The organism is Streptomyces sp. NPDC030893, from assembly GCF_055571535.1.
Genome location: NZ_JBVIFC010000003.1, coordinates 228,844 through 251,292 on the forward strand (window position 1 = coordinate 228,844; position 22,449 = coordinate 251,292).

Consider the following 22,449-nt stretch of genomic DNA (forward strand, 5'->3'; position numbering starts at 1 on the left):
CCGGAGCAGGCGTTTTGTCCCCGGACGCCCGGGCCGCCGGTACCTCAGCGGCCGTCGTAGCCCGCGGTCGGCATCGACAGCCTGCGGTGCACCCGCGCCTTCATCGCCGCGTCGTACGAGGGTTCCGCGCCGCCCACGGTCTCCACGCGCACCCCGCGCCGCGCGCACTCGGCGGTGAACTCCGCGGCGGAGGACAGCGCCCGCTCGAGTACCCGCAGGCTGGGCACCACGAACAGGTCGGCGCCGGGCCGCACCCCCTCCCACAGCAGGCAGTGGTCGGGGCGCAGCCCCCGCACGAGCAGTTCCCGCGCCACCACGTAGCCCTGTTCGGCGGCCCAGCGGGCGCACATGGCGTACTGGCTGCGGGAGTCCACCAGGAAGGGATCGGTGTCCAGTTCCTCCAGCGGTGTCAGACTCGCGATCGCCGTCACCCGCACCGGCCCCATGGCGTCCCCCCTCGGATTTCGCCGCCGACCCTACTCCTGCACGTAGGCTTCGGGGAGTCGCGCGAGGGAGGCGAAGAAGTGCCGGTGGAGGTCACGTGGTGGGGTCACGCCACCTGCACGGTCGAGGACTCGCACACGCGCGTGCTCACCGATCCGCTGTTCGCGCGCCGGCTCGCGCATCTGCGGCGCCGGCGCGGCGCGGTGCCGCCCGCCGAGGCCCGCCGCGCGGACGCGGTCCTCGTCTCCCATCTGCACGCCGACCATCTGCATGTGCCGTCGCTGGCCCTGCTCGCCCCGGGCACGCGCCTGCTCGTGCCCCGGGGCGCACCACGTGCGGTGCCGGGGCTGCGCCGGCTCACGCATCTCCGCGTGAGCGAGATGGCGCCCGGCGAGTCGACCGAGGTCGGCCCTCTGGTGGTGCGGGCCGTGCCCGCGCTGCACGACGGGCGGCGGCTGCCGGTCGGACCGCACCGTGCCCCGGCCCTCGGTTACGTCGTGGAGGGCGAGGCACGGTCGTACTTCGCCGGGGACACCGGGCTGTTCGAGGGGATGGCCAAGGAGGTGGGGCCGGTCGACGTGGCGCTGCTGCCGGTGGGCGGCTGGGGACCGTACCTCGGGCAGGGGCATCTGGACGCGGGGCGGGCCGCCGAGGCGCTGTCCCTGCTGGGTGCGCCCAGCGCGGTGCCGGTGCACTACGGCACGTACTGGCCGATCGGGATGGACGCGGTGCGCCCGCACGAGTTCCACGCGCCGGGGCACGAGTTCGAGCGGCTGGCGGCCCGGCACGCCCCCGGGGTGGCCGTGCACCGGCTGGGGCACGGGGAGAGCGTGCGCCTGGGGGTCTCTCGGTGATCCTTCCCGCCGCGGTGGTCCAGGCGGCCGGCGCGTCCCTGCCGTCGGCGGCCGCGCTGGCGGCCCTGCCGGTCGTGGCGCCCGACGCGACCCAGCAGGCCGTCGGCTATCCCTCGCTGTTCCTGCTGGTGCTGATCGGGGCGCTGGTGCCGGTGGTGCCGACGGGGGCGCTGGTGAGCTCGGCGGCCGTGGTCGCCTTCCACCGGGCGGCACCGTTCTCGATGGCGCTGCTGCTCGTCACGGCGTCGCTGGCCGCGTTCCTCGGGGACATGGCGCTGTACTGGCTGGGGCGGCGCGGGATGAAGTCGCGCAGCGGCTCGCGCTGGCTGGAGGAGATCCGCCGGCGGGCCCCGGAGGACCGGCTGAAGCAGGCGCAGCAGAAGCTCGCCGACCACGGGGTGGCCGTGCTGGTGCTGTCCCGGCTGGTGCCCGCCGGGCGGCTGCCGGTGATGATGGCCTGTCTGCTCGCGAAGTGGCCGATGCGCCGCTTCGTACGGGGCAACCTCCCGGCGTGTGTGGCCTGGGCGGCGACGTACCAGCTGATCGGCGTCCTCGGTGGGTCGCTGTTCAAGGAGCCGTGGGAAGGCGTCCTCGCGGCGATCGTGCTGACCCTGCTGATCAGCGCGGCCCCGGGCATGTGGCGGCGGCTGCGGGGGACGACGGCGGGCTGAGCACGGTCGGCGACTGCGGATCCGTCGGGGCCGGTCGCGCAGTTCCCCGCGCCCCTCGCGCGGGGGGTGCCGGGAGGGTGGGCGCGGTGGGGTTCGGGTCAGTCCAGGATGCGGGAGGCGCCCACCGGCAGGTCCCACAGGTTCTCGCGCGGCAGGCCCGCCCTCTCCCAGGCGGCGCGGACGCGGAGCAGGGGCTCCAGGACCGGTTCCGCGGAGAGGACGAAGGTGCCCCAGTGCATGGGGGCCATGCGGCGGGCGCCGAGGTCCTGGGCGGCGCGGACCGCTTCCTCCGGGTCGCAGTGGACGTCGGCCAGCCACCAGCGGGGGTCGTAGGCGCCGATGGGCAGCAGGGCGAGGTCGATGCCGGGGTAGCGGCGGCCGATGCGGGAGAACCAGTGGCCGTAGCCGGTGTCGCCGGCGAAGTGGACGCGCCGGCCCTCGGGGTCGGTGAGCACCCAGCCGCCCCACAGGGAGCGGCAGGTGTCGGTGAGGGTGCGCTTGGACCAGTGGTGGGCCGGTACGAAGTCGAAGCGCACGCCGTCCAGTTCGGCGGCCTCCCACCAGTCGAGCTCGGTGACCCGGGTGAACCTGCGGCGGTGGAACCAGCGGCCGAGCCCGGCCGGGACGAACACCGGGGTGTCGCGCGGGAGCCGGCGCAGGGTGGGGGCGTCCAGGTGGTCGTAGTGGTTGTGGCTGATGACGACCGCGTCCACGCGGGGCAGCGCCTCCCAGGCGACGCCGACGGGGGTGACCCGGGCGGGGGTGCCGAGGATGCGGCGGGACCAGACGGGGTCGGTGAGCACGGTGAGCCCGCCGATCCGCAGGACCCAGCTGGCGTGGCCCGCCCAGGTGACGGCGACGGTGCGGGCGTCCACGCGGGGCAACGGGCCGGGCTCGTACGGCAGCCGGGGGATGTCCGCGAGACCGTCAGGGGTGGGGCGTACGGCGCCCTCGCGGGCGAAGCGGGCGAGGGCCCTGAGGCCGGGGAGCGGGGCGGTCAGCCGGTCGTGGAAGGCGCGCGGCCACACCCGGTGTTCGGCGAGCGGGCGGGGCTCGGCCAGTGGGGGGTACGGCGGCGCGGCGGACGACGGGGGGCCGGAGTCCGATGCGGATCCGCCGGGGGGTGTGGTCGTGCGGGTCCGCCGCGTCGGCCCGGGCCGCCGCGTCATCGGGGGGACTCCCCTCGCCGGGCCGCGTCACGGAGATCGCCGAAGACCGCCGTCAGATGGCTCAGCGCGCGTCGCACGTGAGGCAGCTCCAGCGGCTCGGACGAGCGCAGGCATTCCGCGCGCAGGTCGGCGGTGTCGCCCAGCAGGGGTGCGGTGGACAGCCGTACGCGCGGTGCTTCGAGCTCGTCGCCGAAACGGTGACCGCCCGGGGCGGGCATGCCGAGCCGGGTGGTGAGGAAGTCCTCCAGTTCCTGGGCGTCCCCGACCCCGTGCGCGGTGAGCGCGGGCACCAGCGGTGTGAGGTCCACGTACAGGTGGCGGCCGCAGCACGGGGGCCGGGACACGGCTCCGGCGTCGACCACGGCACGGTGCGCGGCGGCGGCCAGGCGCGCGTGCAGGCGTACGGAGTCGGCGACACGCGCGGTGACCGGTTCGGGCTCGGACAGCGCGTACGCCGCCGCGGCGGCCACGGGTGCGGCGACCCGCGCGTCGAGCGCGGTGAGCGCGTCGAGCACCCGCGCGTGCAGCGCCTCGCCCTGCTCGCCGGCCGGGAAGCGGGCCACGGCGGCGGGCCAGCCGGGCGGGAGCAGCGCGCCGACCAGGTCGGTGACGACGGTGACCCGGTCGGGCAGCATCTCGGCGGGGCTGAGCAGCACGGTGTCGTGCGGGTCGTGCAGGGTGTCGCGCCAGGTCTCGTCGCTGACCAGGTGCAGTCCTTCGGCGACGGCGGCCTCGACGGTCTCGTGCAGCAGTTCGGGCGGGGCGACCGTGGCGGTGGGGTCGTCGGCGACGGAGAGCACCAGCAGACGCGGGTCGCCGCCCTCGGCGCGCAGCCGGCGGACGGTCTCCAGCAGGGCGTACGGGTCGGGCACGCCGCCGCTCTCGGCGGGGGTCGGCACGGAGAAGGCGGGTCTGCGCAGCAGCCGGGCGTAGGGCGCCCACCAGGCGGCGCAGGGTCGGGGCACCAGGACGTCGCCGCCGATGGCGGCGGTCAGGGCCACGAGCAGGGCGGGGGCCCCGGGTGCGACGGCCACCCGGTCGGGGGCGGCGGGCAGTCCGCGCCGGTCGCCGTAGCCGCAGGCCGCCTCCAGCAGGGCGGGGCCGCCGCCGACCGGCTCGGCGCCGGCCCGGGAGGCCGCCGCGGCCAGTACGGCGGACAGCTCGGGCAGCACGGGGAGTCCGTCCTCGGGGTCGGGCGGCCCGAAGCGGACGGGTCCGTGGCCTTCGGGGTCCGTCCGCCGCATGCCTGCCTCCGCTGTCCCTGGTGTGGGGGTGCCGTGCCCCGGCGTTCGCTCGTACCGCCCTCGGCCAGTCAGTACCCCGCGTGCCGCGAGGGATGTCACGCGTCCGCGCGGGTGGTCCGGTCCCGGTACACGCGGTGGGCGGCGGCGCCGAACGCGCCCGCGATCAGCAGGCCGCCTGCGGCCAGGGCGGGCATGGAGTCGGTGAAGGCGCCGCCTCCGCCGGCGTGGACGCCCTGGTGCGGCGGGGGCGCGGGGGGTGTGGCGGCGCAGGGGGCGCCCTTGGACGCGGTGGGCTTCGGCTCGACCGGCTTGGGTTCGACCGGCTTCGGTTCCAGCGGCTTGGGTCCCAGCGGCTTCGGTTCCAGCGCATCGGATGGGGCGGTTTCCGGCGCGACGGTCCTCGGATCCATGGCCCTTGGTTCCATGGCCTTCGATCCAGCGGCGGGGTCGGTGCCCGGCGGGGCGGGGATCCCGGCGTCCTCGGGGGCGGGGTCCGGGACGAGTCCGTCCGGGGCGGTGTCCTCCGGGACGAGCGCCTCCTCGTCGAGGGCCTCGTCCTCCAGCGCCTCTTCCCCGAGCGCCTCTTCCCCGAGCGCCTCCTCCCCGAAGGCCTCCGGTTCCAGCGCTTCCGGCTGCCCGGCGTCCGGCCGGGCGCTCGTGGGCGCATGCCCGTCCCACGCGTGGTCCCCGGGCCGCGGGCAGGGCGAGGGTGAGGGCGACGCGGTGACCCATGACGGTCCGCTGCCCGGCGCCGTGCCCGCGACCGCGGCCGGTGCGAGCGCGCCGAGGACGGTGCCGGCGACGGCGGCGAGGGACAGGGCGCGGGCGGTGCGGCGCATGGTGCGGGCTCCTTCGAGCGGCGGACGGGGGCGCGGCGATCCGTCGCCCCCCGACCATCACAGCCCGCGGGCCGCCCCGCCGCGCGCGGCCGGACACCATTGGCGGGACCTGGCGCACCCGAGCGGGTGACGTCGGTCGGACGTGTCAGTCCTCGGCCGCGTCGTCCATGACCTGTTCCCGCACCCGGCCGCAGCAGCGGCTGATCAGGCGGGAGACGTGCATCTGCGAGATGCCCAGCTCCTCGGCGATGCCGCTCTGGGTCATGTCGCCGAAGAAGCGCATGTAGAGGATGGCCCGCTCCCGCTCCGGGAGCGCGGCCAGCCGCTCCTTGACGGCTTCCCGGTCGACCACGACGTCCAGCGCCGGGTCGGGACCGCCGAGGGCGTCGCCGAGCGAGTAGCCGTCGTCGCTGCCGGGCAGCACGGCGTCCAGGGACAGCGCGCTGAAACTCTCCAGCGCCTCCTGGCCGGTGCGTACGTCCTCCTCGCTGAGGCCGGCGCGCTCGCCGATCTCGGCCACGGTCGGCCGGCGTCCGGGGATCGTCTGGGAGAGGTCCTGGGAGGCGCAGCGGACGCGGTTGCGCAGGTCCTGGACCCGGCGGGGTACATGCAGGGTCCACATGTGGTCGCGGAAGTGCCGCTTGATCTCGCCGGTGATGGTCGGCACGGCGTAGCTCTCGAAGGCGTTGCCGAGCCCGGGGTCGTACCGGTCGACGGCCTTGACCAGGCCCAGAGCCGCGACCTGGCGCAGATCGTCGAAGCTTTCGCCGCGGCTGCGGAAGCGTCCGGCGAGGCGGTCGGCCATGGGCAGCCACGCCTCGACGAGCTCGTCGCGGAGCGCGTCGCGCTCCGCGCCGGCGGGGAGGGCGGCGAGCCTGCGGAAGGCGGCCGCGGTGTCGGGTGCGTCGTCGTGCGGGTGGTGCTTCGCGGTCGCTCGGGTCGGCATGGTGCGTCGCAACTCCCTCAGGGGTGCTCGGGGACGTCACCGTGGGGGGCGCACCGGCCGGGACAGATGCGCCCGGGGCGGCGTTCCGCCGTTCCCACGGACGTGCCTCCTGTCCGAAGCACTCTCGTGCGCTTGCCCCCGCTTCACGGTCCCAAACGTCCGAGTCCGGACTCCGCGGGTTCCTCCGGTGGCCGCGCGGGCGGCAGCAGGAGGTCTTCGTAGCGGCCCAGCATCAGGATCACACCGAGCATGAAGGAAGGGATGAGCAGGGCGAGCACCGCCATGACCGGGCCTTTCCGGGAGGCTCGTGGGGGGTGTGCGCTCCGGGTCTCCCGGCCTCCGGGCGGCAAACCCGGGCCGTGACGATCCACCGCCCGATCCCTGTGTCGGCCCGCGCTGCCCGGGTACGCGGTGCGCACCCCCGAAGGATCTGGAGGGAGACATGCAGCGAGGCAGTGACCGGCTCAGCGTCCACCGTGACGACGAGATGAAGCACGAACTGCAGGGGCTGCTCAGGTCCGGGCATCCCACCCGCACCGAGGAGTGGAACGACCCGGAGCCGTTCGCCGAGGACGACCCCGAGGTCGCGTACGGCCCGGTGACGCCGGGCCGCGGCCCGACCTCACTGGAGTCGGTGCGGCTGGAACTGGCCAGGATCCTGAGCCGCGGGTCGTTCCCCGCGGGCCCGCGCGAGCTGATGCGGACGCTGGACCGGCGGCACGCGCCCGACGCGCTCGTCGAGGCGCTGGAACGGCTGCCGCAGAAGGCCCGCTACGGCAACGTCCAGGAGCTGGCCGAGGCACTGACCCGGAGCCGGGAGACGGAGACCGCGTGACCGGCCCGGCCGAGTACGTCAAGGACGTGATGACCCCGGGCGTGGTCGCCGTGCGCCCGGACGCCTCGGTCGTCGAGGCGGCGCGGCTGATGCGCGCGCAGAACATCGGCGACGTGGTGGTGGCCGACGGGCAGCACGTCGTCGGGGTGCTCACCGACCGCGACATCACCGTGCGGGCGGTGGCGGAGGGCGCGGACCCGTTCGATGTGAGCGTGCGGGCGGTGTGCACCTCCGGGCCGCTGACGCTCACTCCGGACGATCCGGTGTCCGCGGCCGTCGCCCTCATGCGGGAGCACGCCGTACGCCGGCTGCCCGTCGTCGAGGACGGCCTGCCCGTCGGGCTGGTGAGTCTCGGCGATCTGGCCGAGGCGCGCGACCCCGGATCCGTACTGGCCGGCATCGGCCGCGCGGCCCCGGACGAGAGCGGTGTACGACAGCCGCCGAACGCTGACGAAGGGACGTAGGAACCATCATGCGTATCGCTTTTCTGACCGCGCCCGAGGGCGTCGAGCAGGTGGAGCTGACCGAGCCGTGGCAGGCCGCCGTGGACGCCGGTCACGAGGCCGTGCTCGTCTCGACGCAGCCGGGCACCATCCAGGCCTTCGACCATCTCGACAAGGCGGACACCTTCCCGGTGCAGGAGGTCGTCGGCGACACGTCGGCGGACTCCTTCGGCGGGCTGGTGCTGCCGGGCGGGGTGGCCAACCCGGACTTCCTGCGCATGGACGAGAAGGCCGTGTCCTTCGTGCGGGACTTCTTCGAGCAGGGCCGGCCGGTCGCCGCGATCTGCCACGCGCCCTGGACTCTCGTGGAGGCCGATGTCGTACGGGGCCGGGAGCTGACGAGCTGGCCGAGCCTGCGCACGGACCTCCGCAACGCCGGCGCGACCTGGGTCGACGAGCAGGTGAAGGTCTGCGGGAACGGCCCGAACAAGCTGGTCACCAGCCGTAAGCCGGACGATCTGAAGGCCTTCTGCGAGACGTATCTGGAAGTGTTCGGGGCGGAGGCGGGCTGACGCCCGTCGTGGGACACGGCCGACGGGGCCCGCACACGTGCGTACGCGTGTGCGGGCCCCGTCGCACGCCGGCGTCCGGAGGCGGCCGGTCGCGGGTGCGTCAGGTACCCGGTGCGGTGGGCGTCGCCGTGTCCGCGGCGCCCCGTTCGCGGGCTCCCTCACGCGTGCGGCCCGCGGCCACCGGGCGGCTCGGATTGCGGCGCAGGTACTCGCCCTCCAGCTGCGCCATCCGCTCGTTGTGCGCGCGCAGCGCGCCGTTGGAGCCGTACAGCAGCGTGTCGTGGCGCGTGCGGTGGATGGTCTCCAGCTCCTTCATGAGCTGCTGGTCGTCCAGGCGGTCCGGCTCGACTCCGGTCATCGTGTTGCCCCGCTCGTCGTGTGCGTCCATGGGGTCCGGGTACCCGCCCGGCGGCACAAGCACTACCCCGAACGGCAACCGGGAGGGAGCCATGGAACTCGCATTCCTGCATCCACTCTACGAACGTCCCGGCCCCTGGGCCTCCGTCTATGTCGACACCTCCCGGCACACGGAGAACACGCCCCATGAACGGCAGCTGACGGCCGAGGCGATGGCACGGGAGCTCGCCGACCAGGGCGCCGACGAGGCGACCTGTCAGGCGGTGCGCCGCGCGATCGAGGAACTGCGGCACTCCGCCGAACCGCACGGCCGCGCCCTGTTCGCCCGGGACGGCGAGGTGGTGCTGGATCCGCCGCTCGCCCGGGCCCCGCAGCGCGACTGGGCCGAGTGGGCGCCGCTGCCACGGGCCGCGCCGCTGCTGGATCTGGCCGGTGAGGACCCCGTGTGCGTGATCGCGTACGTGGACCGCAGGGGCGCGGACTTCGAACTGCGCAGCGCCCTCGGCCGGGACGACGCCGGCGGTGTCACCGGGCGCCAGTGGCCGCTGAGCAAGACCCCCTCCGTCGACTGGTCGGAGCGGCACTTCCAGCTGCGCGTGGAGAACACCTGGGAGCACAACGCCGCGGAGATCGCCGACGCGCTCGCCGTCTGCCAGGAGGAGACCGGTGCCGATCTGCTGATCCTCGTCGGTGACGACCGGGAGCGGCGCGCCGTGCGCGAGCGGCTGCCGCAGCGGTTGCACGGCATGGTCGCCGAGACGTCGCACGGTGCGGGCAGCCGGCTGCTCGACGGCGACGTGGAGCGGATCCGCGCGGAGCACGTCCACAGTCGTGCCGCCGACGAGGTGGAGCGTTTCCTCGCCGCCCGCAGTCCCGACGACGAGGGCCGCGCCGGTGCCGTGGAAGGCGTGCCGGCGCTGGTCGAGGCCGCGCGCGAGCACCGGATCGACCAGCTGCTGATCCGGGCGGACGGGCCGGACGCGCACCGGGAGGTGTGGATCGGTGAGGACCCGGACCAGGTGGCGGTGCGGCGTACGGACCTGAAGGTGCTGGGGGAGCAGAACTCGTGGTCGGCGCGGGCGGACGATGCGCTGATCCGGTCGGTGGTGGCGACGGATGCGTCGGCGCTGGGGGTTGCTGCGGCGGGGCCGCGGGAGGATGCGCCGGTGGGGGGGTTGGGGGCGTTGTTGCGCTGGAAGTGAGGGTGCCGTCCGGCGGTGGGGGGCGGGGCGTGGAGCACGGGTCTCCTCGCCCCCGCCGCCCCGTCCCTGGGGGCTCCGCCCCCGGACCCCCGTTCGCGACCGCGCCCCTACGGGCGCGGTCGCTGGACTCGGCGTTCGTCCCAGACCGGTTCCGGGGTTTCGCGGACGTGGCCGTCGGTGGCGAAGACCAGGTAGCGGTCGAAGGAGCGGGCGAACCAGCGGTCGTGGGTGACGGCGAGGACCGTGCCCTCGAAGGCCTCCAGGCCCTCCTGGAGCGCTTCCGCCGACTCCAGGTCGAGGTTGTCGGTCGGCTCGTCGAGCAGCAGGGCCGTCACGCCCTGGAGTTCCAGCAGCAGGATCTGGAAACGGGCCTGCTGACCACCGGAGAGCCGCTCGAAGGTCTGCTCGGCCTGGCCGGTCAGCTCGTAGCGGCGCAGCCGGGACATGGCGGCTCCCCGGTCCTGGGCGTGTTCCTTCCACAGGATGTCCAGGAGGGTGCGGCCCTCCAGCTCGGGGTGGGCGTGCGTCTGCGCGAAGTGGCCGGGGACGACACGTGCGCCGAGGCGCCACCCGCCGGTGTGGGCCACGTCGTCCCCGGCGAGCAGGCGCAGGAAGTGCGACTTGCCGGACCCGTTGGAGCCGAGCACGGCGACGCGCTCGCCGTAGAACACCTCCAGGTCGAAGGGTTTCATCAGGCCGGTGAGTTCGAGCCGCTCGCAGGTGAGCGCGCGCACCCCGGTACGGCCGCCCTTCAGGCGCATCGTGATGTTCTGCTCGCGCGGCGGCTCCGGCGGGGGCCCCGCCTCCTCGAACTTGCGCAGCCTGGTCTGGGCCGCCTGGTAGCGGGAGGCCATGTCGGGGCTGTTGGCCGCGGCCTGGCGCAGGTTCAGTACGAGCTTCTTGAGCTGGGCGTGCTTCTCGTCCCAGCGCCTGCGCAGCTCCTCGAAGCGGGCGAAGCGTTCCCGGCGGGCGTCGTGGTAGGTGGCGAAGCCGCCGCCGTGCACCCAGGCGTCGGCGCCGGCGGGGCCCGGTTCGAGGGAGACGATGCGCTGGGCGGCGCGGGCGAGGAGTTCCCGGTCGTGGGAGACGAACAGGACGGTCTTGCGGGTCTCCGCCAGCCGTTCCTCCAGCCAGCGCTTGCCGGGGACGTCGAGGTAGTTGTCCGGCTCGTCGAGGAGCAGCACCTGGTCGGTGCCGCGCAGCAGCGCCTCGAGGACGAGGCGTTTCTGCTCACCTCCGGACAGGGTGCGGACCTCCCGCCACTGGGCCTTCTCGTACGGGATGCCGAGCGCGGCCGTGGTGCACATGTCCCACAGGGTCTCCGCCTCGTAGCCGCGGGCCTCGGCCCAGTCGGCGAGTGCCTGGGCGTAGGCGAGCTGCGCGGCCTCGTCGTCGACCGTCATGATGGCGTGCTCGGCCCGGTCGACGGCGCGGGCCGCTTCCCTGATGCGGGGCGTGGCGACGGAGACGAGCAGGTCGCGCACGGTCGTCTCGTCCCGTACGGAGCCGACGAACTGGCGCATGACGCCGAGGCCGCCGGTGACGGTGACGGATCCGCCGTGCGGCTTCAGCTCGCCGGCGAGGAGGCGGAGCAGGGTGGTCTTGCCCGCGCCGTTGGGGCCCACCAGGGCCATGACCGCGCCTTCGCCGACCCGGAAGGACACATCGCCCAGAAGGGCCCTCCCGTCGGGGAGGTAGTACTCCAGATGTGCTGCTTCCAGGTGGCCCATGGTGGGGATTGTGCGGGGTCGCCGGCCTGGGTGGCAAACGGGTTTCGACACGGACCCTCGTCCCATCATGTGATATGCGGGTCTCATCATCCGGGTGGTGCGCGTAGCGTGGGAGTCCTTCTACGAGAGCCGGAAGGGGTGGGTTCGGCATGCCGGAAGCGCGGGAGACCGCCGTCTATACCCATGGGCACCACGCATCGGTCCTGCGGTCGCACACCTGGCGGACCGCCGAGAACTCGGCGGCGTACCTCCTCGGGGTCCTGCGGCCGGACATGCGGATCCTGGACATCGGGTGCGGGCCCGGCACCATCACCGCCGACCTCGCGGCGCTCGTCCCCGACGGACGGGTGACGGGCCTCGACCGGGAGCCGGGCATCCTGGAGCGGGCCCGGGCGGTCGCCGGCGAGCGGGGGCTGACGAACGTGGGCTTCGCGGCGGGGGACGTGCACGCGCTGGACTTCCCGGACGACAGCTTCTGCGTGGTCCACGCCCATCAGGTGCTCCAGCACGTGGGCGATCCGGTGCGGGCACTGCGCGAGATGCGGCGGGTGACCCGGCCGGGCGGCTTCGTCGCCGTACGGGACTCCGACTACGCGGCGATGACCTGGTACCCCCGGTCCCCCGGCATGGACGACTGGCTGAAGCTGTACCGGCGGGTCGCCCGGGCCAACGGCGGCGAGCCGGACGCCGGACGGCGGCTGAAGTCCTGGGCGCTCGCCGCGGGGTTCACGGACGTCACGGCCGGCTCGGGCACCTGGACCTTCTCGACCGCGCCGGAGCGGGCCTGGTGGAGCGGTCTGTGGGCGGAGCGCACGGTGGCGTCGGACTATGCCGCGCGAGCCGTCGAAGGGGGTCACGCCACCCGCGAGCGGTTGCGGAAGGTGTCCACGGCGTGGCGGGAGTGGGGCGCGCGGGAGGACGGCTGGTTCAGCGTGCTGCACGGAGAAATTCTCTGCCGCAAGGAAGTCTGAATCGCGGTTTCCGGGCAATCAGAGTGTCAGGAGGTTGACATTATGGTTCCCATTCTGCTCGTTCTGCTGCTGGCGCTGATCCTTTTCGGTGCCGGATTTGCGGTAAAGGTCCTCTGGTGGATTGCCCTGGCCGTCCTCATCGTATGGCTGCTGGGATTCTTCATGCGCAGCACGTCGGCAGGCGGGGGCAGGAGCCGCTGGTACAGGTGGTGACGTGACACAAGAAATTCCCCGGGACCGTGTCCCGGGGAATTCTTGGTTTTCGGGGGGAATCAGTTCCGGGGAAGCAGCGGGCCGAGCGGCCCGAGGTCCAGGTTCAGGTCCTCGGGCCGCAGGCCGTACCGGTCCCGCAGCTCCGCCATGCGGTCCTCGAGCAGCATGAGGGTCAGACCGACCCGCTCCTCCTGCTCCTCGGTGAGGTCCCCCTCGTCGAAGCGGCGCACCGCCTGGCGCTCCATCAGCTGGCGCAGCAGTTCCACGACCGTCAACACCAGTTTGATCAGGTCCCGTTCGACCGTGTCCGGCTCCAGGTCCAGCCGCTTGCGCCGGCTGCCGTGCGGCTCGACGCGGTGGTCGTGGTCGGGGGCGGCGGTCACGGTGACTCCTCGAAGGGGGACGGGACCTGCGCGTTCACCGAGCTGATGAGCGCGTTGAGGTCGATACGGACCAGGTCGACGTCCGCGATGCGCAGGGTGATGTCGCCCGTGATGACGACTCCGCCGGCCAGGAGCCGGTCGAGCAGGTCGACCAGGGCTATCTCGCGGCGTTCGACGACGGTCACGGATCCTCCTTCCCGGCCGATTCCTCACCGGCGAACGAATAGGCCGCCCAGGGCCCGGTGAGTTCGACGCGTATTCCGGGAGCGCCGTCCTTCGTCCGGTCCACCCGTTCCACGAATTCCTCGGATTTCACGCGCGGCACGAGGTAGGCGGCATTGAGCACATTGCGCCCGGAGGCGCCGGAGAGCGTGGGATTCTGCGGTGCGTGCAGCCGGGAGTCCTCGGCGCTCTCGGAAAGGGTCCGGTGCAGTTGGGTCGCGAAGGTCTCGGCCTGCTGCCACAGGGCGTCCTGCGATTGTGTCCGCATACGGCGCTGCCGCAGGTAGTCCCGGCCGGACGCGGGCTTCGCCGCCGGCGCGGCGGGCGCGTCCTGCGCCCGCTCCGCGTCGATGAACACCTTGACCCCCCACTCGACCCGGCCCTCCAGCCGGTCCAGGGTGCGCCGGAAGCCCTCCTCACGCGCCTGGAGCATCGTCCGTACGCCGCTGTCGTCGCGGAAGACGGTGCCGAGCCGCAGCGGCAGCGGGGTGGTGACGGTGGTGAGCGCGTCGATGACGCCCTGGTGGGCGCGGGCGACCGCGGTCAGCCAGTCGAGGTCCTCCAGATGGGCGCGCAGCGGCTCCTCGGCGAAGTCCCCCTCGGGCACATGGCTGACCACGGCCACCAGGTCGCCGTGCGGCAGCAGCCGGGGCGGATCGCCGCCGACCCCGGTCAGCTGTGCCTGGAGCGGCGTGCCGAAGGGGCGGCAGACCGCGTAGACGTACCGCAGTCCGGTCACGGGCTCTCCTCCCGGGCGCGACGGGGCTCCAGTTCCAGTTCCTCCAGCCGGGCCAGCCGCTCACGCAGCTCGGCGTTCTCCCGCGCCAGTTCGTCACGGCGGGCCCGTGAGGACAGGGCCGGGTCCGACTCCCACCAGTCGATCCCCATCTCCTTGGCCTTGTCGACGGAGGCGACGACCAGACGCAGCTTGATGGTGAGCAGCTCGATGTCGAGCAGGTTGATGCGGATGTCGCCGGCGATCACGACACCCTTGTCCAGCACCCGTTCGAGGATGTCGGCGAGATTGGCGCCGCTGCCCGAGCCGTAGGGGTCGGGCAGCCGGCTGGGGGTGGTCATCGGCGGCTCCGGCTCTCGTTCCGCTCGTCCCCGGGCTCGTCCTCGTACGTGTCCTCGTACTCGTCCTCGTACGCGTCCTCGGGCTCCGGCTCTTCGGCCTCGGCCGCGGGCTCGGGCTCGGCGGCGTCCTGGTCCTCGTACTCGTCGTCCGGGTAGGCGTCGTCCTCGTAGGCCTCGGCGGGCTCCTCGTCCTCGGACTCCCCCTCGTACCCGTCCTCGGCCTCGGCGCCGGGCGCGTCCTCGTACGCCGCGTCCTCGGAGTCCTGCTCCTCGCCGGATTCGCCGGCGTCGGCGTCGGCGTCCGTGTCGCCGGAGTCGGCTTCCTCCTCCTCGGCCAGCGCGTCCTCGTGGCTGCGGACGACCTCGCCGTCGCGGATCTCGCCCCGCCAGCTGTCCTCGGCCTCGCCCTTGAGGGTGATGAAACGGGCGAAGTTCTTCAGGTCCAGCCGGGCGCGGCGGCCCTGGGCGCGCCAGATGTTGCCGGTCTTCTCGAAGAAGCCCGACGGGTAGTACTCGATGACCAGCAGCACCCGGGTGAGGCCGTCGGCGAGGCGGTGGAAGGAGACGACGCCCTTGGTGGTGCCCTTGGCGCCCTCCGAGGACCAGGCGATACGGTCGTCGGGCACCTGTTCGGTGGTCTGCGCCTTCCAGCCGCGGTTGGACCACAGGACCTTCAGCTGCCAGTCCGAGGTGGTGTCGTCGGCCTTGTTGGCGCTCTTGACGCCCTTGGCGAAGGTGCTGAAGTCCTGGTACTGGGTCCACTGGTCGTAGGCCGTGCGCAGGGGCACCCCGACGTCGATGTGCTCGATGATGACGGTGGGCTTGTTGCCCGAGGAGCGCTTGCGCTTGCTCTTCCCGCCGCCGCCCAGGCCCTTCAGCTTGCCCATCACGGTGTCCTTGGCCCGCGAGGTGCCGAGTTCCAGGGCGCTGCGCAGCGGGCTCTTGCCCTCGGCGAGCTTGCGTCCGCCGTCGGCGGCGAGCTTGGCGAAGCCCGGGCTGTTGCCGTCGGCGATGTCGTTCAGTTTGTTCGTGGTCTCGCCGAGCTTGTGGCCCAGCCCGCTCAGCACGCGGGTGGCCTGGGCGGCGAGGTAGTCCTGCACTTCGGCCTTGAGCCGGTCGGCGGCCTCGCTGTGGGCGAGGTCGGCGAGCGGGTTCTTCGTGGCGGCCCCGCCCGCCCCGTCACGCGCGGCGGACGTGGCCTTTCCGAGGGTCTCGGTCATCGCTCACCGCCTCCCTTCGGCGTTCGGGGGCGGTCACCGCGGGGGGCGGGCGCGGTCTTCTTCGCGGCCGCCTTCCCGGCGGGGGCCGCCCTCTTGGCCGCGGCCTTCTTCACGGGCACGGCCTTCTTCGCGGGCACGGGCTTCTTCGCCGGCGCCTTCTTGGCGGCGGCCTTCTTCGCCGTCCGCCCGGGGGCCGGTTCCTCCTCGCGGTCCCGCTCGCGCTCCTCGTCGCGAGGCTGCCCGCGCTCCTGTTCCTCCGGCTCGTCGGCGTCGACGTCCTCGTCGTCGTCCGCCCGGTCGCGGGGGCCGCCGCCGTTCAGCTGGTCGCGCATCTCGGCGGTACGGCCGTGCAGCCGGTCGGCGAGCGAGCCGAGCTGTCGCTCGACCAGCGCGCCGGAGGCCGCCTTGCCGACGCCGCGCAGATCGCCGCGCAGCTGGTCGCCGAGCTCCTTGAACTGCGGATTGTCACGCAGCTGCTGGGACACCAGCTCGGCGACCATCCGGGGGCTGAGGTTCAGCTTCTTTCCCGCGACCAGCCCGCCGACGGCGACCGCCATCTTGAGCTTCCTGGTCCGTCCGAGAAGATATCCGGCCCCGATCGCGAGGCCCAGTCCCATTCGATTCATCGTGCCGTCCCGTCCCCGCTGCCCGCGCCCGTGCGCGTCGCGGTCTCCAACCGGTCGAGGAGTTCGTCCTCCTGCCGGTCGAACTCCTCCTCGGTGATCTCTCCGGCTTCCAGCAGTTCCTCCAGGCGGGCCAGCTCGGCACGGATGGTCGCGGGGTCGTAGTAGATACGCTCCGCTTCCTGCACCACCTGCCGGATGGCCCAGGCGCTGCCGCGCACCGGGGCGAACGGCAGCAGCAGCACCTCCGAGATCAGGCCCATGACGTCACCCCGCTCCGGTGTCCGCCCCACCGGCCGCGGTGCCCGCCGGCTCGGCCGGGCCGGGCTCGACGAAGCTGTACGGGGGGAGCGGACCGTTCAGACGGACCTCGAGGTGGGGCATGTCCTTGCGGACCCGCTCCACCGCGGCCAGGAAGTCCTCCGCCGTCTCCCGCTTCACCAGGTAGGAGACGTTGGCGAGCCAGCCCGTGGACTCGGGGCCCACGCTCACGGCGTCGGCGGCCCCTTCCAGGGCGTGCTCCAGTGCGGTGCCGTCCTCGGACTCCTTGGCCTTGACCGCCGCGGCGACCATCTCGCCGAGACGGATCTTCTCCTCGTAACCGCCCCCGCCGGACTGGCGGTTGGCCTCCGCGAGGGCACGTATCTCCGGGTTGCCGGCCATCACGTGGTGGAGGACGGCCTCCTCCACGTGGTTGGCCTTGACGTTGTACTCGACCCGGTCGTCCAGCGCGCGCAGCCGCTCCAGGTAGTGCTCGGCGCGCTCGGCGAGGACGCCGGTGACGGAGTCGTCGCCAGGGGCGACGCTGCCGAACCGCATGGGCAGCACACAGCCGGCCGCGCCGATCTCGCTGAGCACGTTCTGGTGGGCGAGCAGTTCCCGGCGCTTGGGGCGCAGCCCGTCGGGGGCGTCGCTGACGACGGCCGCCAGCTCGCCCTGGCGCAGGATGCGCACCGGGCGCGGCGGATCGCCGACCCCGCCCATGCCCTCGGGCAGCGACGGGTGCGTCACCGCCGTGATGCCGTAGACGTAGGTGCTCACTCCTGCTCCTCCTTCCGGCGGGCGGCCGTGCTCCTGCGGGCCCGCGGGCGGGACTCGGTCTCGCGCTCGGAACCGTCGTCACGCGCCTGCTTGAACGCGTCGGAGATGGTCTCGGCCGCGCCGGAGAGGGCGCCCTTCGACTTGCCGCGGGCACCGGACTCGGTGACCTCGCCGACGATCTCGGGCAGGCCCGGGCTCTTGCGGGGCCCGGCCTCCAGGTCGAGGCGGTTGCACGCCTCCGCGAAGCGGAGATAGGTGTCGACGCTGGCGACGACGACCCGTACGTCGATCTTGAGGATCTCGATGCCGACCAGGGACACGCGCACGAAGGCGTCGATGACGAGCCCCCTGTCCAGAACAAGCTCAAGCACGTCGTAGAGGCCGCTGCTGCCGCCCCCACCGCCGGTCTGTTGTGCCGGTACGACTGTCATGCCGGCTGTTCCTCCTTGTCTGTAGGTGTGTGTCCGGTCGGGCGGCCTAGCGGCCGCCGGGCCTGCGCGCGTCGGCACGTCCCCGCTCGTAGCGGCGGACCCGCCGGTAGCCGGTGAGCTGCCCGTCCGGGTCCAGCTCCACCTGGTAACTCGCCATCAGGCTCATCGTGTCGGGCACCCGCTCGAGTTCGAGGACCTCGATCTCGAGCGCCCAGCCCTCCTCCGTCTGTTCGAAGGACGACACGGACTCGGCTTCCATACCGGTGAGCTCGGCGAGCTGCCCGCGCGCCTGGCGCAGCACCTCCATCGGGCTCGGCCGTTTGCTGCTTCTGTTGTCGTCGGACTGCTTGCGGGATGTCTGTGAGCTCCGGGATTCCTGTGAACCCTGTGACTCTTCGGTGTTGTTCGTGTTCGCCATGGCCACCTCCCACTCCGTGTGGCCGCAAGTCTGTTCGCCAAACCTCCGCGGGCTCACCCGGTTGCCACGGCCGGGTGGCGCACCCGGCCGGTGGGGTGTCCGCGTCGCTCAGCCCCGCAGCCCGGCCAGCCTGCGCCGGGCGGGGCCCAGGGAGCGTCCCCGGCTCAGCAGGCCGGCCCACGGGTCGGTGCGGATCTGTTCGACGGCGTTCGCGACGGTCCAGCGGCGGGCGTGCAGCTCCGGGTCGTCCAGCTGGTCCCAGGAGACGGGCACCGCGACGGGGGCGCCGGGCAGGGCGCGTACCGTGCAGGGGGCGACCGCGGTCTGCGCGTAGGCGTTGCGCTGCACGTCGAGGTAGAGCCGGTCGCCGCGGTCCTTCTTGCGGGCGGCGGTGGTGAGCCGGTCGGGGTGGGCGCCGGCGAGGGTGTCGGCGACCTCGCGGGCGAAGGCGCGTACGTCGTCGAAGTCGTGGTTGCCGGTCAGCGGCACGACGACGTGCAGGCCCCGGGAGCCGGTGGTCATCAGCGCCGAGGGCAGGTTCAGCTCGTCCAGCAGCTCCCCCAGCAGCCGCGCCGCCTCCCGTACCGCCTCGAAGTCGTCGCCGGCGGGGTCGAGGTCGAACACCAGCCGGTCGGGGTGGTCGATGGCGCCGGTGCGGGAGAGCCAGCGGTGCAGGGTGATGCTCGCCTGGTCGACGAGGTAGAGGAGGGTGGCGGCGCTGTCGCACACCGTGTGCGTGACGGTGCCGCCCTCCTTGGGGACCTCGGCGCGGGTGATCCAGTCCGGGTAGCCGTCCGGGGTGTTCTTCTGCATGAACGACGGGCCGTCGATACCGTCCGGGCGCCGGTCCAGCATGAGCGGGCGGCCCCGCAGGTGCGGCAGCATGTACGGGGCGACGGCCCGGTGGTAGTCGACGAGGTCGCCCTTGGTGTACTCCCCGGTGTCCCGACCGCCGGGGAAGAGCACCTTGGCGGGCCGGTGGATCTCCACCGAGCGGCGGCCGGCCCGTACGGTGCGCGACCCGTCGTCGCTCACGACACGATCGCCTCCCCCACCAGCAGCCGGCCGGCCGCGGCGATCGACTCGGCGTCGATACCGGCGGCGTGCAGCTGCTCCTCCGGGGAGGCCGAGCCCGGCATGTCGCGCACGGCGAGACGCACCAGCCGCGGTACGGGCCGTCCGTCGCCGAAGGCCTCCGCGACCGCGTCCCCGATTCCGCCCTCGGGGTGGTGGTCCTCGACCGTCATGAGACAGCCGGTCTCCTCGGCGGCGGTGCGCAGGGTCTCCCGGTCGACCGGCTTCACCGAGTACAGGTCGATCACCCGTACGGCGATGCCCTCGCCCTCCAGGGCCTCGGCGGCGGCCAGCGCCTCGGGCACGGTAACGCCGGCGGCGACGAGGGTGAGCCGGTCGTTCCCGGAGGAGCGCAGCACCTTGCTGCCGCCGACGGGGAACTCCTCGTCGGGGCCGTAGATCACCCGGCTCTCACCGCGCGAGGTGCGCAGGTAGCGGATGCCGTCGAGGCCGGCCATGCCGGCGACCAGCCGTGCGGTCTGGTTGGCGTCGCACGGGTACAGCACGGTCGATCCGTGCACCGCGCGCATCATGGCCAGGTCCTCCAGGCCCATCTGGCTCGGGCCGTCCTGGCCGATGGCGACGCCCGCGTGCGAGCCGACGAGGTTGATGCCGGAGCCGCTCACCGACGCCATGCGGACGAAGTCGTGGGCGCGGGTGAGGAACGCCGCGAAGGAGGAGGCGTACGGCGTCCAGCCGCGCGAGGCGATGCCGACCGCGGCCGCGACCATCTGCTGTTCGGCGATGTAGCACTCGATGTAGCGCTCGGGGTGCTCCTTGGCGAAGAACTCCGCGCGGGTGGAGTCGCCGACCTCGCCGTCGAGGGCGACGATGTCGCCGCGGGCGGTGCCGAGCGCGGTCAGCGCCTCGCCGAAGGCGTTGCGGGTGGCCACCTCCTCGCCCTTGTCCCAGCGGGGCAGGGCGGGCTCCGCGGTGTGCCGGGCGGGCCGTGCTCCGTCGGCGGACGGCGGGTTCGCCCGGATGCGCAGGTCGCGCGGGCCGCCGAGTTCGGCGATGGCGTCCTCGGCCTCCGGCAGCGGCTTGCCGTGCAGGCCCTCGCGGTCCTGGACGGACTCGACGCCCTTGCCCTTGAGGGTGCGGGCGAGGATCACGGTGGGCCGGCCCCTGGTGGAGAGGGCCTCGCCGTAGGCGCGGTCGACGGCGTCCACGTCGTGGCCGTCCGCCTTGACGGTGTGCCAGCCGAAGGCCTCGAAGCGGCGGGCGTAGGCGTCGAGGTCGTGGCCGTGCCGGGTGGGGCCGCGCTGGCCGAGCCGGTTGACGTCCACGATCGCCGTGAGGTTGTCCAGGTGCTCGTACGACGCCTGCTCGGCCGCCTCCCACACCGAGCCCTCGGCCAGCTCGCTGTCCCCGCACAGCACCCACACCCGGTAGTCGGCGTGGTCCAGCCGCTTCCCGGCCAGCGCGATGCCGGCGCCGACGGGGAGGCCCTGGCCGAGCGAGCCGGTGGCCGTCTCGACCCAGGGCAGCTGCCGGGGCGTGGGGTGCCCTTCGAGGCGGCTGCCCTTCTCGCGGAAGGTGAGCAGTTCCTCGTCGTCGATGGCGCCGGCCGCCTTGTAGGTGGCGTACATCAGGGGTGAGGCGTGGCCCTTGGACAGGACGAAGCGGTCGTTGGCGGGGTGGTCGGGGCGGTCGAAGTCGTAGCGGAAGTGGCGGGCGAACAGGACGGCCATCAGGTCCGCCGCGGACATGGACGACGTGGGGTGCCCGGAGCCCGCGGCGGCCGCGGCACGGACGCTGTCCACGCGCAACTGCTGCCCGAGCTCGACGAGTTCACCGGTGTTCATGAGTCTCCTTCGGTAAAGCGGTCGGTGCGCCTGACGGGTCCGGGTGCGACGTCCGGGCCGGGCGGCGGCTGGTCGGGCGGCGGCACGACGGCGGGCTGGTTCCTGGCGGGCTCACCGCCGGGCTGGTTCCTGGCCGGTTCCCCGCCGGGCTGGTTCTTCGCGGGCTCACCGCCCGGCTGGTTCTTCGCGGGCTCGGCTCCCGGCCGGGCCTCGGTGGGATCGGCGTCCGGGCCGGAGGGCTCCGGGAACTTCGGGGGGTTCGGGGACTTCGGGGACTTCGAGGGGTTCGGGGACCCCTCGGACGGCGAAGCCCGTTCCCCGGGCTCCTGCTTCGACTCGGGAGGACCCGGCATCCGCGCCAGTTCCGGCGACGCCGTGTCCAGCGGCACCGACCAGGACCGTACGAGTCCCAACTGCACGGCCTGGCGGGGCAGTACGGCGTCGAGCAGCCAGTCGGCCGCCACCCGCACGCGGTTGCCGGGCATGGCGGCGAGGTGGTAGCCGCGGGTGACCGCGCCGGCCGCCACACCGGAGAGGTTCACACCGAGCGGGTTGGCGGCGGCCTTGACACCGCCGAGGTCCACCACGAACCCCATGTCCTTGTGCCGGTAGGCACGCCGCTCACCGTCGCCGAACGACGCGGCGATGTTGTGCCCGCACACCTTGCCCTGCCGCCACGCGTGCTGCGCCGTCATCGGGGTGTACGAACCCGGCTTCTCCAGATCGGGCACCGCCGCCGCGTCACCACAGGCGAACACCTCGGGCCGGCCGGGCACCTGAAGGTGCGGGTCGACGAGCAGCCGGCCGCGTTCCAGCGGCAGCCCCAGGGACTCGGCGAGCGGGTCGGGGCGTACGCCCACGCACCACACCAGGGTCTGGGTGTCGACGAAATCCCCGTCGGTCAGCAGCACTCCGTCCCGCGTGGCCTCCTTCACCGAGGTCCCCATCCGTACGTCCACGCCCCGCGCGCGCAGCACGTCGTCGGCCGTACGGGAGAGGCGTTCGTCCAGCTCGGGCAGGACCCGGTCGGCGATGTCGAGCAGCATCCAGCGCGGCCGCATCCCGGTCCGCATCGGATGCTTCCTGACCTGCGCGTCGGTGAACAGCTGCCCGTGCGCGGCGACTTCGGTGCCGGTGTAGCCGGCGCCCACCACGACGAAGGTGCAGCGGGAGGCGCAGGTCCCGGGGTCGTCGGTGGCTGCGGCGAGCTCCACCTGACGGGTCACGTGATCGCGCAGATAGAGGGCTTCGGGCAGGCCGCGGAAGCCGTGCGCGTGCTCGGCGACGCCGGGGATCGGCAGCAGCTTGTTGACGCTGCCGGCCGCGAGCACCAGCCGGTCGTAGGAGAGGGTGCCGCCGTCCCCCTCGGGCCCGGTGTAGTGGACCTCCCGGGCGTCGAGGTCGATGCGGTCGGACTCCCCCAGCACCAGCCGCACGTGCGGCAGCGTGCCGGAGAGGGAGATCGTGACCCGGCGCGGCTCCAGTATGCCGGCGGCGACCTGGGGCAGCAGCGGAAGGTACAGGAAGTAGTCGGTCGGGTTGAGCAGGACGATCTCGGCGCGGCCCCTGGCCAGGCGGGACAGGGTCTGGGCCGTGCGGTACCCGGCGAAGCCGGCACCGACGATCACTATGCGGGGTCGACTCACGGTTCGCCTCCGGCGCTGT

At 73.5% G+C, this 22,449-nt stretch carries 29 protein-coding genes; 8 read left to right on the forward strand and 21 right to left on the reverse strand.

All coding sequences use genetic code 11. The features are described 5' to 3' along the window. Window positions 1-44 precede the first annotated feature (44 nt). Window positions 45-446 carry a hypothetical protein gene (locus ACZ434_RS08675; RefSeq protein WP_468453273.1) on the reverse strand — a complete coding sequence of 134 codons (402 nt, stop codon included), beginning with the start codon at window positions 444-446 and terminating at the stop codon, window positions 45-47. Between the two features lie 78 nt (window positions 447-524). On the opposite strand from ACZ434_RS08675, the gene ACZ434_RS08680 reads away from it, so the two are divergent. Both ACZ434_RS08680 and ACZ434_RS08685 read left to right on the forward strand, forming a co-directional pair. Beyond that, entirely contained in the window at window positions 525-1,298 is a 774-nt protein-coding gene (locus ACZ434_RS08680) for an MBL fold metallo-hydrolase (RefSeq protein ID WP_468453275.1), read from the forward strand. Between the two features lie 38 nt (window positions 1,299-1,336). Further along, the gene (locus ACZ434_RS08685) at window positions 1,337-1,969 is read left to right on the forward strand and encodes a DedA family protein (protein WP_468453692.1); all 633 of its coding nucleotides are present in this window, start codon (window positions 1,337-1,339) and stop codon (window positions 1,967-1,969) included. Between the two features lie 98 nt (window positions 1,970-2,067). Here ACZ434_RS08685 and ACZ434_RS08690 read toward each other — a convergent pair whose 3' ends face one another. The 5 genes from ACZ434_RS08690 to ACZ434_RS08710 form a co-directional block, all read right to left on the reverse strand. Continuing rightward, window positions 2,068-3,138 carry an MBL fold metallo-hydrolase gene (locus ACZ434_RS08690; protein ID WP_468453277.1) on the reverse strand — a complete coding sequence of 357 codons (1,071 nt, stop codon included), beginning with the start codon at window positions 3,136-3,138 and terminating at the stop codon, window positions 2,068-2,070. Next, complete coding sequence (locus ACZ434_RS08695; RefSeq protein WP_468453279.1) at window positions 3,135-4,382, reverse strand: aminotransferase class I/II-fold pyridoxal phosphate-dependent enzyme; 1,248 nt, start codon at window positions 4,380-4,382, stop codon at window positions 3,135-3,137. The genes ACZ434_RS08690 and ACZ434_RS08695 overlap by 4 nt, the downstream gene beginning before the upstream one ends. Window positions 4,383-4,477: 95 nt before the next feature. Next, window positions 4,478-5,221: a hypothetical protein gene (locus ACZ434_RS08700; protein WP_468453281.1), complete on the reverse strand. Its 744-nt coding sequence runs from the start codon at window positions 5,219-5,221 to the stop codon at window positions 4,478-4,480. Window positions 5,222-5,366: 145 nt separating this feature from the next. Further along, window positions 5,367-6,167, reverse strand: a complete 801-nt coding sequence (locus ACZ434_RS08705) for an RNA polymerase sigma factor SigF (RefSeq protein ID WP_468453283.1) — start codon at window positions 6,165-6,167, stop codon at window positions 5,367-5,369. 143 nt (window positions 6,168-6,310) lie between these two features. After that, window positions 6,311-6,451 (reverse strand): hypothetical protein, encoded by a 141-nt coding sequence (locus tag ACZ434_RS08710; RefSeq protein ID WP_468453285.1) that lies wholly within the window; start codon window positions 6,449-6,451, stop codon window positions 6,311-6,313. A 158-nt stretch (window positions 6,452-6,609) separates the two neighbouring features. On the opposite strand from ACZ434_RS08710, the gene ACZ434_RS08715 reads away from it, so the two are divergent. Genes ACZ434_RS08715 through ACZ434_RS08725 form a run of 3 tightly spaced genes read left to right on the forward strand, consistent with a single transcriptional unit; the run spans window position 6,610 to window position 8,017 of the window. Continuing rightward, window positions 6,610-7,002: a DUF2795 domain-containing protein gene (locus ACZ434_RS08715; RefSeq protein ID WP_468453287.1), complete on the forward strand. Its 393-nt coding sequence runs from the start codon at window positions 6,610-6,612 to the stop codon at window positions 7,000-7,002. A gap of 29 nt (window positions 7,003-7,031) precedes the next feature. Continuing rightward, window positions 7,032-7,466: a CBS domain-containing protein gene (locus ACZ434_RS08720; protein WP_468453694.1), complete on the forward strand. Its 435-nt coding sequence runs from the start codon at window positions 7,032-7,034 to the stop codon at window positions 7,464-7,466. 8 nt (window positions 7,467-7,474) lie between these two features. After that, window positions 7,475-8,017, forward strand: coding sequence for a type 1 glutamine amidotransferase domain-containing protein (locus tag ACZ434_RS08725; RefSeq protein ID WP_468453289.1), 543 nt, complete (start codon window positions 7,475-7,477; stop codon window positions 8,015-8,017). A 100-nt stretch (window positions 8,018-8,117) separates the two neighbouring features. On the opposite strand, the gene ACZ434_RS08730 is transcribed toward ACZ434_RS08725, so the two are convergent. After that, a complete protein-coding gene (locus ACZ434_RS08730) occupies window positions 8,118-8,405 on the reverse strand; it encodes a DUF6158 family protein (RefSeq protein ID WP_468453291.1) in 288 nt (95 codons plus the stop codon). Window positions 8,406-8,466: 61 nt separating this feature from the next. Between ACZ434_RS08730 and ACZ434_RS08735 the strand changes: the two genes are divergently transcribed. Next, the gene (locus ACZ434_RS08735) at window positions 8,467-9,576 is read left to right on the forward strand and encodes a baeRF2 domain-containing protein (RefSeq protein ID WP_468453292.1); all 1,110 of its coding nucleotides are present in this window, start codon (window positions 8,467-8,469) and stop codon (window positions 9,574-9,576) included. 107 nt (window positions 9,577-9,683) lie between these two features. Here ACZ434_RS08735 and ACZ434_RS08740 read toward each other — a convergent pair whose 3' ends face one another. Then, entirely contained in the window at window positions 9,684-11,306 is a 1,623-nt protein-coding gene (locus tag ACZ434_RS08740; RefSeq protein WP_468453294.1) for an ABC-F family ATP-binding cassette domain-containing protein, read from the reverse strand. Between the two features lie 149 nt (window positions 11,307-11,455). Between ACZ434_RS08740 and ACZ434_RS08745 the strand changes: the two genes are divergently transcribed. Together ACZ434_RS08745 and ACZ434_RS08750 are read left to right on the forward strand one after the other, a co-directional pair. Then, window positions 11,456-12,277: a methyltransferase domain-containing protein gene (locus tag ACZ434_RS08745; protein WP_468453296.1), complete on the forward strand. Its 822-nt coding sequence runs from the start codon at window positions 11,456-11,458 to the stop codon at window positions 12,275-12,277. Window positions 12,278-12,319: 42 nt separating this feature from the next. Then, window positions 12,320-12,490: a hydrophobic protein gene (locus tag ACZ434_RS08750; RefSeq protein ID WP_468453298.1), complete on the forward strand. Its 171-nt coding sequence runs from the start codon at window positions 12,320-12,322 to the stop codon at window positions 12,488-12,490. Between the two features lie 59 nt (window positions 12,491-12,549). On the opposite strand, the gene ACZ434_RS08755 is transcribed toward ACZ434_RS08750, so the two are convergent. From ACZ434_RS08755 to ACZ434_RS08815, 13 genes are all read right to left on the reverse strand, one after another. Beyond that, the gene (locus ACZ434_RS08755) at window positions 12,550-12,873 is read right to left on the reverse strand and encodes a gas vesicle protein K (RefSeq protein WP_468453300.1); all 324 of its coding nucleotides are present in this window, start codon (window positions 12,871-12,873) and stop codon (window positions 12,550-12,552) included. Further along, window positions 12,870-13,058, reverse strand: a complete 189-nt coding sequence (locus tag ACZ434_RS08760) for a gas vesicle protein (RefSeq protein ID WP_125502909.1) — start codon at window positions 13,056-13,058, stop codon at window positions 12,870-12,872. The genes ACZ434_RS08755 and ACZ434_RS08760 overlap by 4 nt, the downstream gene beginning before the upstream one ends. Beyond that, complete coding sequence (locus ACZ434_RS08765; RefSeq protein WP_468453302.1) at window positions 13,055-13,834, reverse strand: GvpL/GvpF family gas vesicle protein; 780 nt, start codon at window positions 13,832-13,834, stop codon at window positions 13,055-13,057. Before ACZ434_RS08765 ends, ACZ434_RS08760 begins: the two co-directional genes overlap by 4 nt. Continuing rightward, window positions 13,831-14,172 carry a gas vesicle protein gene (locus tag ACZ434_RS08770; RefSeq protein ID WP_468453304.1) on the reverse strand — a complete coding sequence of 114 codons (342 nt, stop codon included), beginning with the start codon at window positions 14,170-14,172 and terminating at the stop codon, window positions 13,831-13,833. Before ACZ434_RS08770 ends, ACZ434_RS08765 begins: the two co-directional genes overlap by 4 nt. Next, window positions 14,169-15,392 (reverse strand): SRPBCC family protein, encoded by a 1,224-nt coding sequence (locus tag ACZ434_RS08775; protein ID WP_468453306.1) that lies wholly within the window; start codon window positions 15,390-15,392, stop codon window positions 14,169-14,171. The genes ACZ434_RS08770 and ACZ434_RS08775 overlap by 4 nt, the downstream gene beginning before the upstream one ends. Continuing rightward, a complete protein-coding gene (locus ACZ434_RS08780; RefSeq protein ID WP_468453308.1) occupies window positions 15,389-16,018 on the reverse strand; it encodes a DNA primase in 630 nt (209 codons plus the stop codon). Before ACZ434_RS08780 ends, ACZ434_RS08775 begins: the two co-directional genes overlap by 4 nt. Further along, window positions 16,015-16,278 (reverse strand): gas vesicle protein GvpG, encoded by a 264-nt coding sequence (locus ACZ434_RS08785; protein WP_468453310.1) that lies wholly within the window; start codon window positions 16,276-16,278, stop codon window positions 16,015-16,017. Before ACZ434_RS08785 ends, ACZ434_RS08780 begins: the two co-directional genes overlap by 4 nt. Before the next feature lie 4 nt (window positions 16,279-16,282). Beyond that, on the reverse strand, window positions 16,283-17,056 hold the full coding sequence (locus ACZ434_RS08790) for a GvpL/GvpF family gas vesicle protein (protein ID WP_468453312.1): 774 nt from the start codon (window positions 17,054-17,056) through the stop codon (window positions 16,283-16,285). Next, window positions 17,053-17,487 (reverse strand): gas vesicle structural protein GvpA, encoded by a 435-nt coding sequence (locus ACZ434_RS08795; RefSeq protein WP_468453314.1) that lies wholly within the window; start codon window positions 17,485-17,487, stop codon window positions 17,053-17,055. The genes ACZ434_RS08790 and ACZ434_RS08795 overlap by 4 nt, the downstream gene beginning before the upstream one ends. Before the next feature lie 46 nt (window positions 17,488-17,533). Beyond that, a complete protein-coding gene (locus ACZ434_RS08800) occupies window positions 17,534-17,905 on the reverse strand; it encodes a gas vesicle protein GvpO (protein ID WP_468453316.1) in 372 nt (123 codons plus the stop codon). 108 nt (window positions 17,906-18,013) lie between these two features. Next, window positions 18,014-18,940: a non-homologous end-joining DNA ligase gene (gene ligD, locus ACZ434_RS08805; protein ID WP_468453318.1), complete on the reverse strand. Its 927-nt coding sequence runs from the start codon at window positions 18,938-18,940 to the stop codon at window positions 18,014-18,016. Next, a complete protein-coding gene (locus ACZ434_RS08810; RefSeq protein WP_468453320.1) occupies window positions 18,937-20,784 on the reverse strand; it encodes a transketolase in 1,848 nt (615 codons plus the stop codon). Before ACZ434_RS08810 ends, ligD begins: the two co-directional genes overlap by 4 nt. Then, window positions 20,781-22,430, reverse strand: a complete 1,650-nt coding sequence (locus ACZ434_RS08815) for an NAD(P)/FAD-dependent oxidoreductase (RefSeq protein WP_468453322.1) — start codon at window positions 22,428-22,430, stop codon at window positions 20,781-20,783. Before ACZ434_RS08815 ends, ACZ434_RS08810 begins: the two co-directional genes overlap by 4 nt. Window positions 22,431-22,449 lie beyond the last annotated feature (19 nt).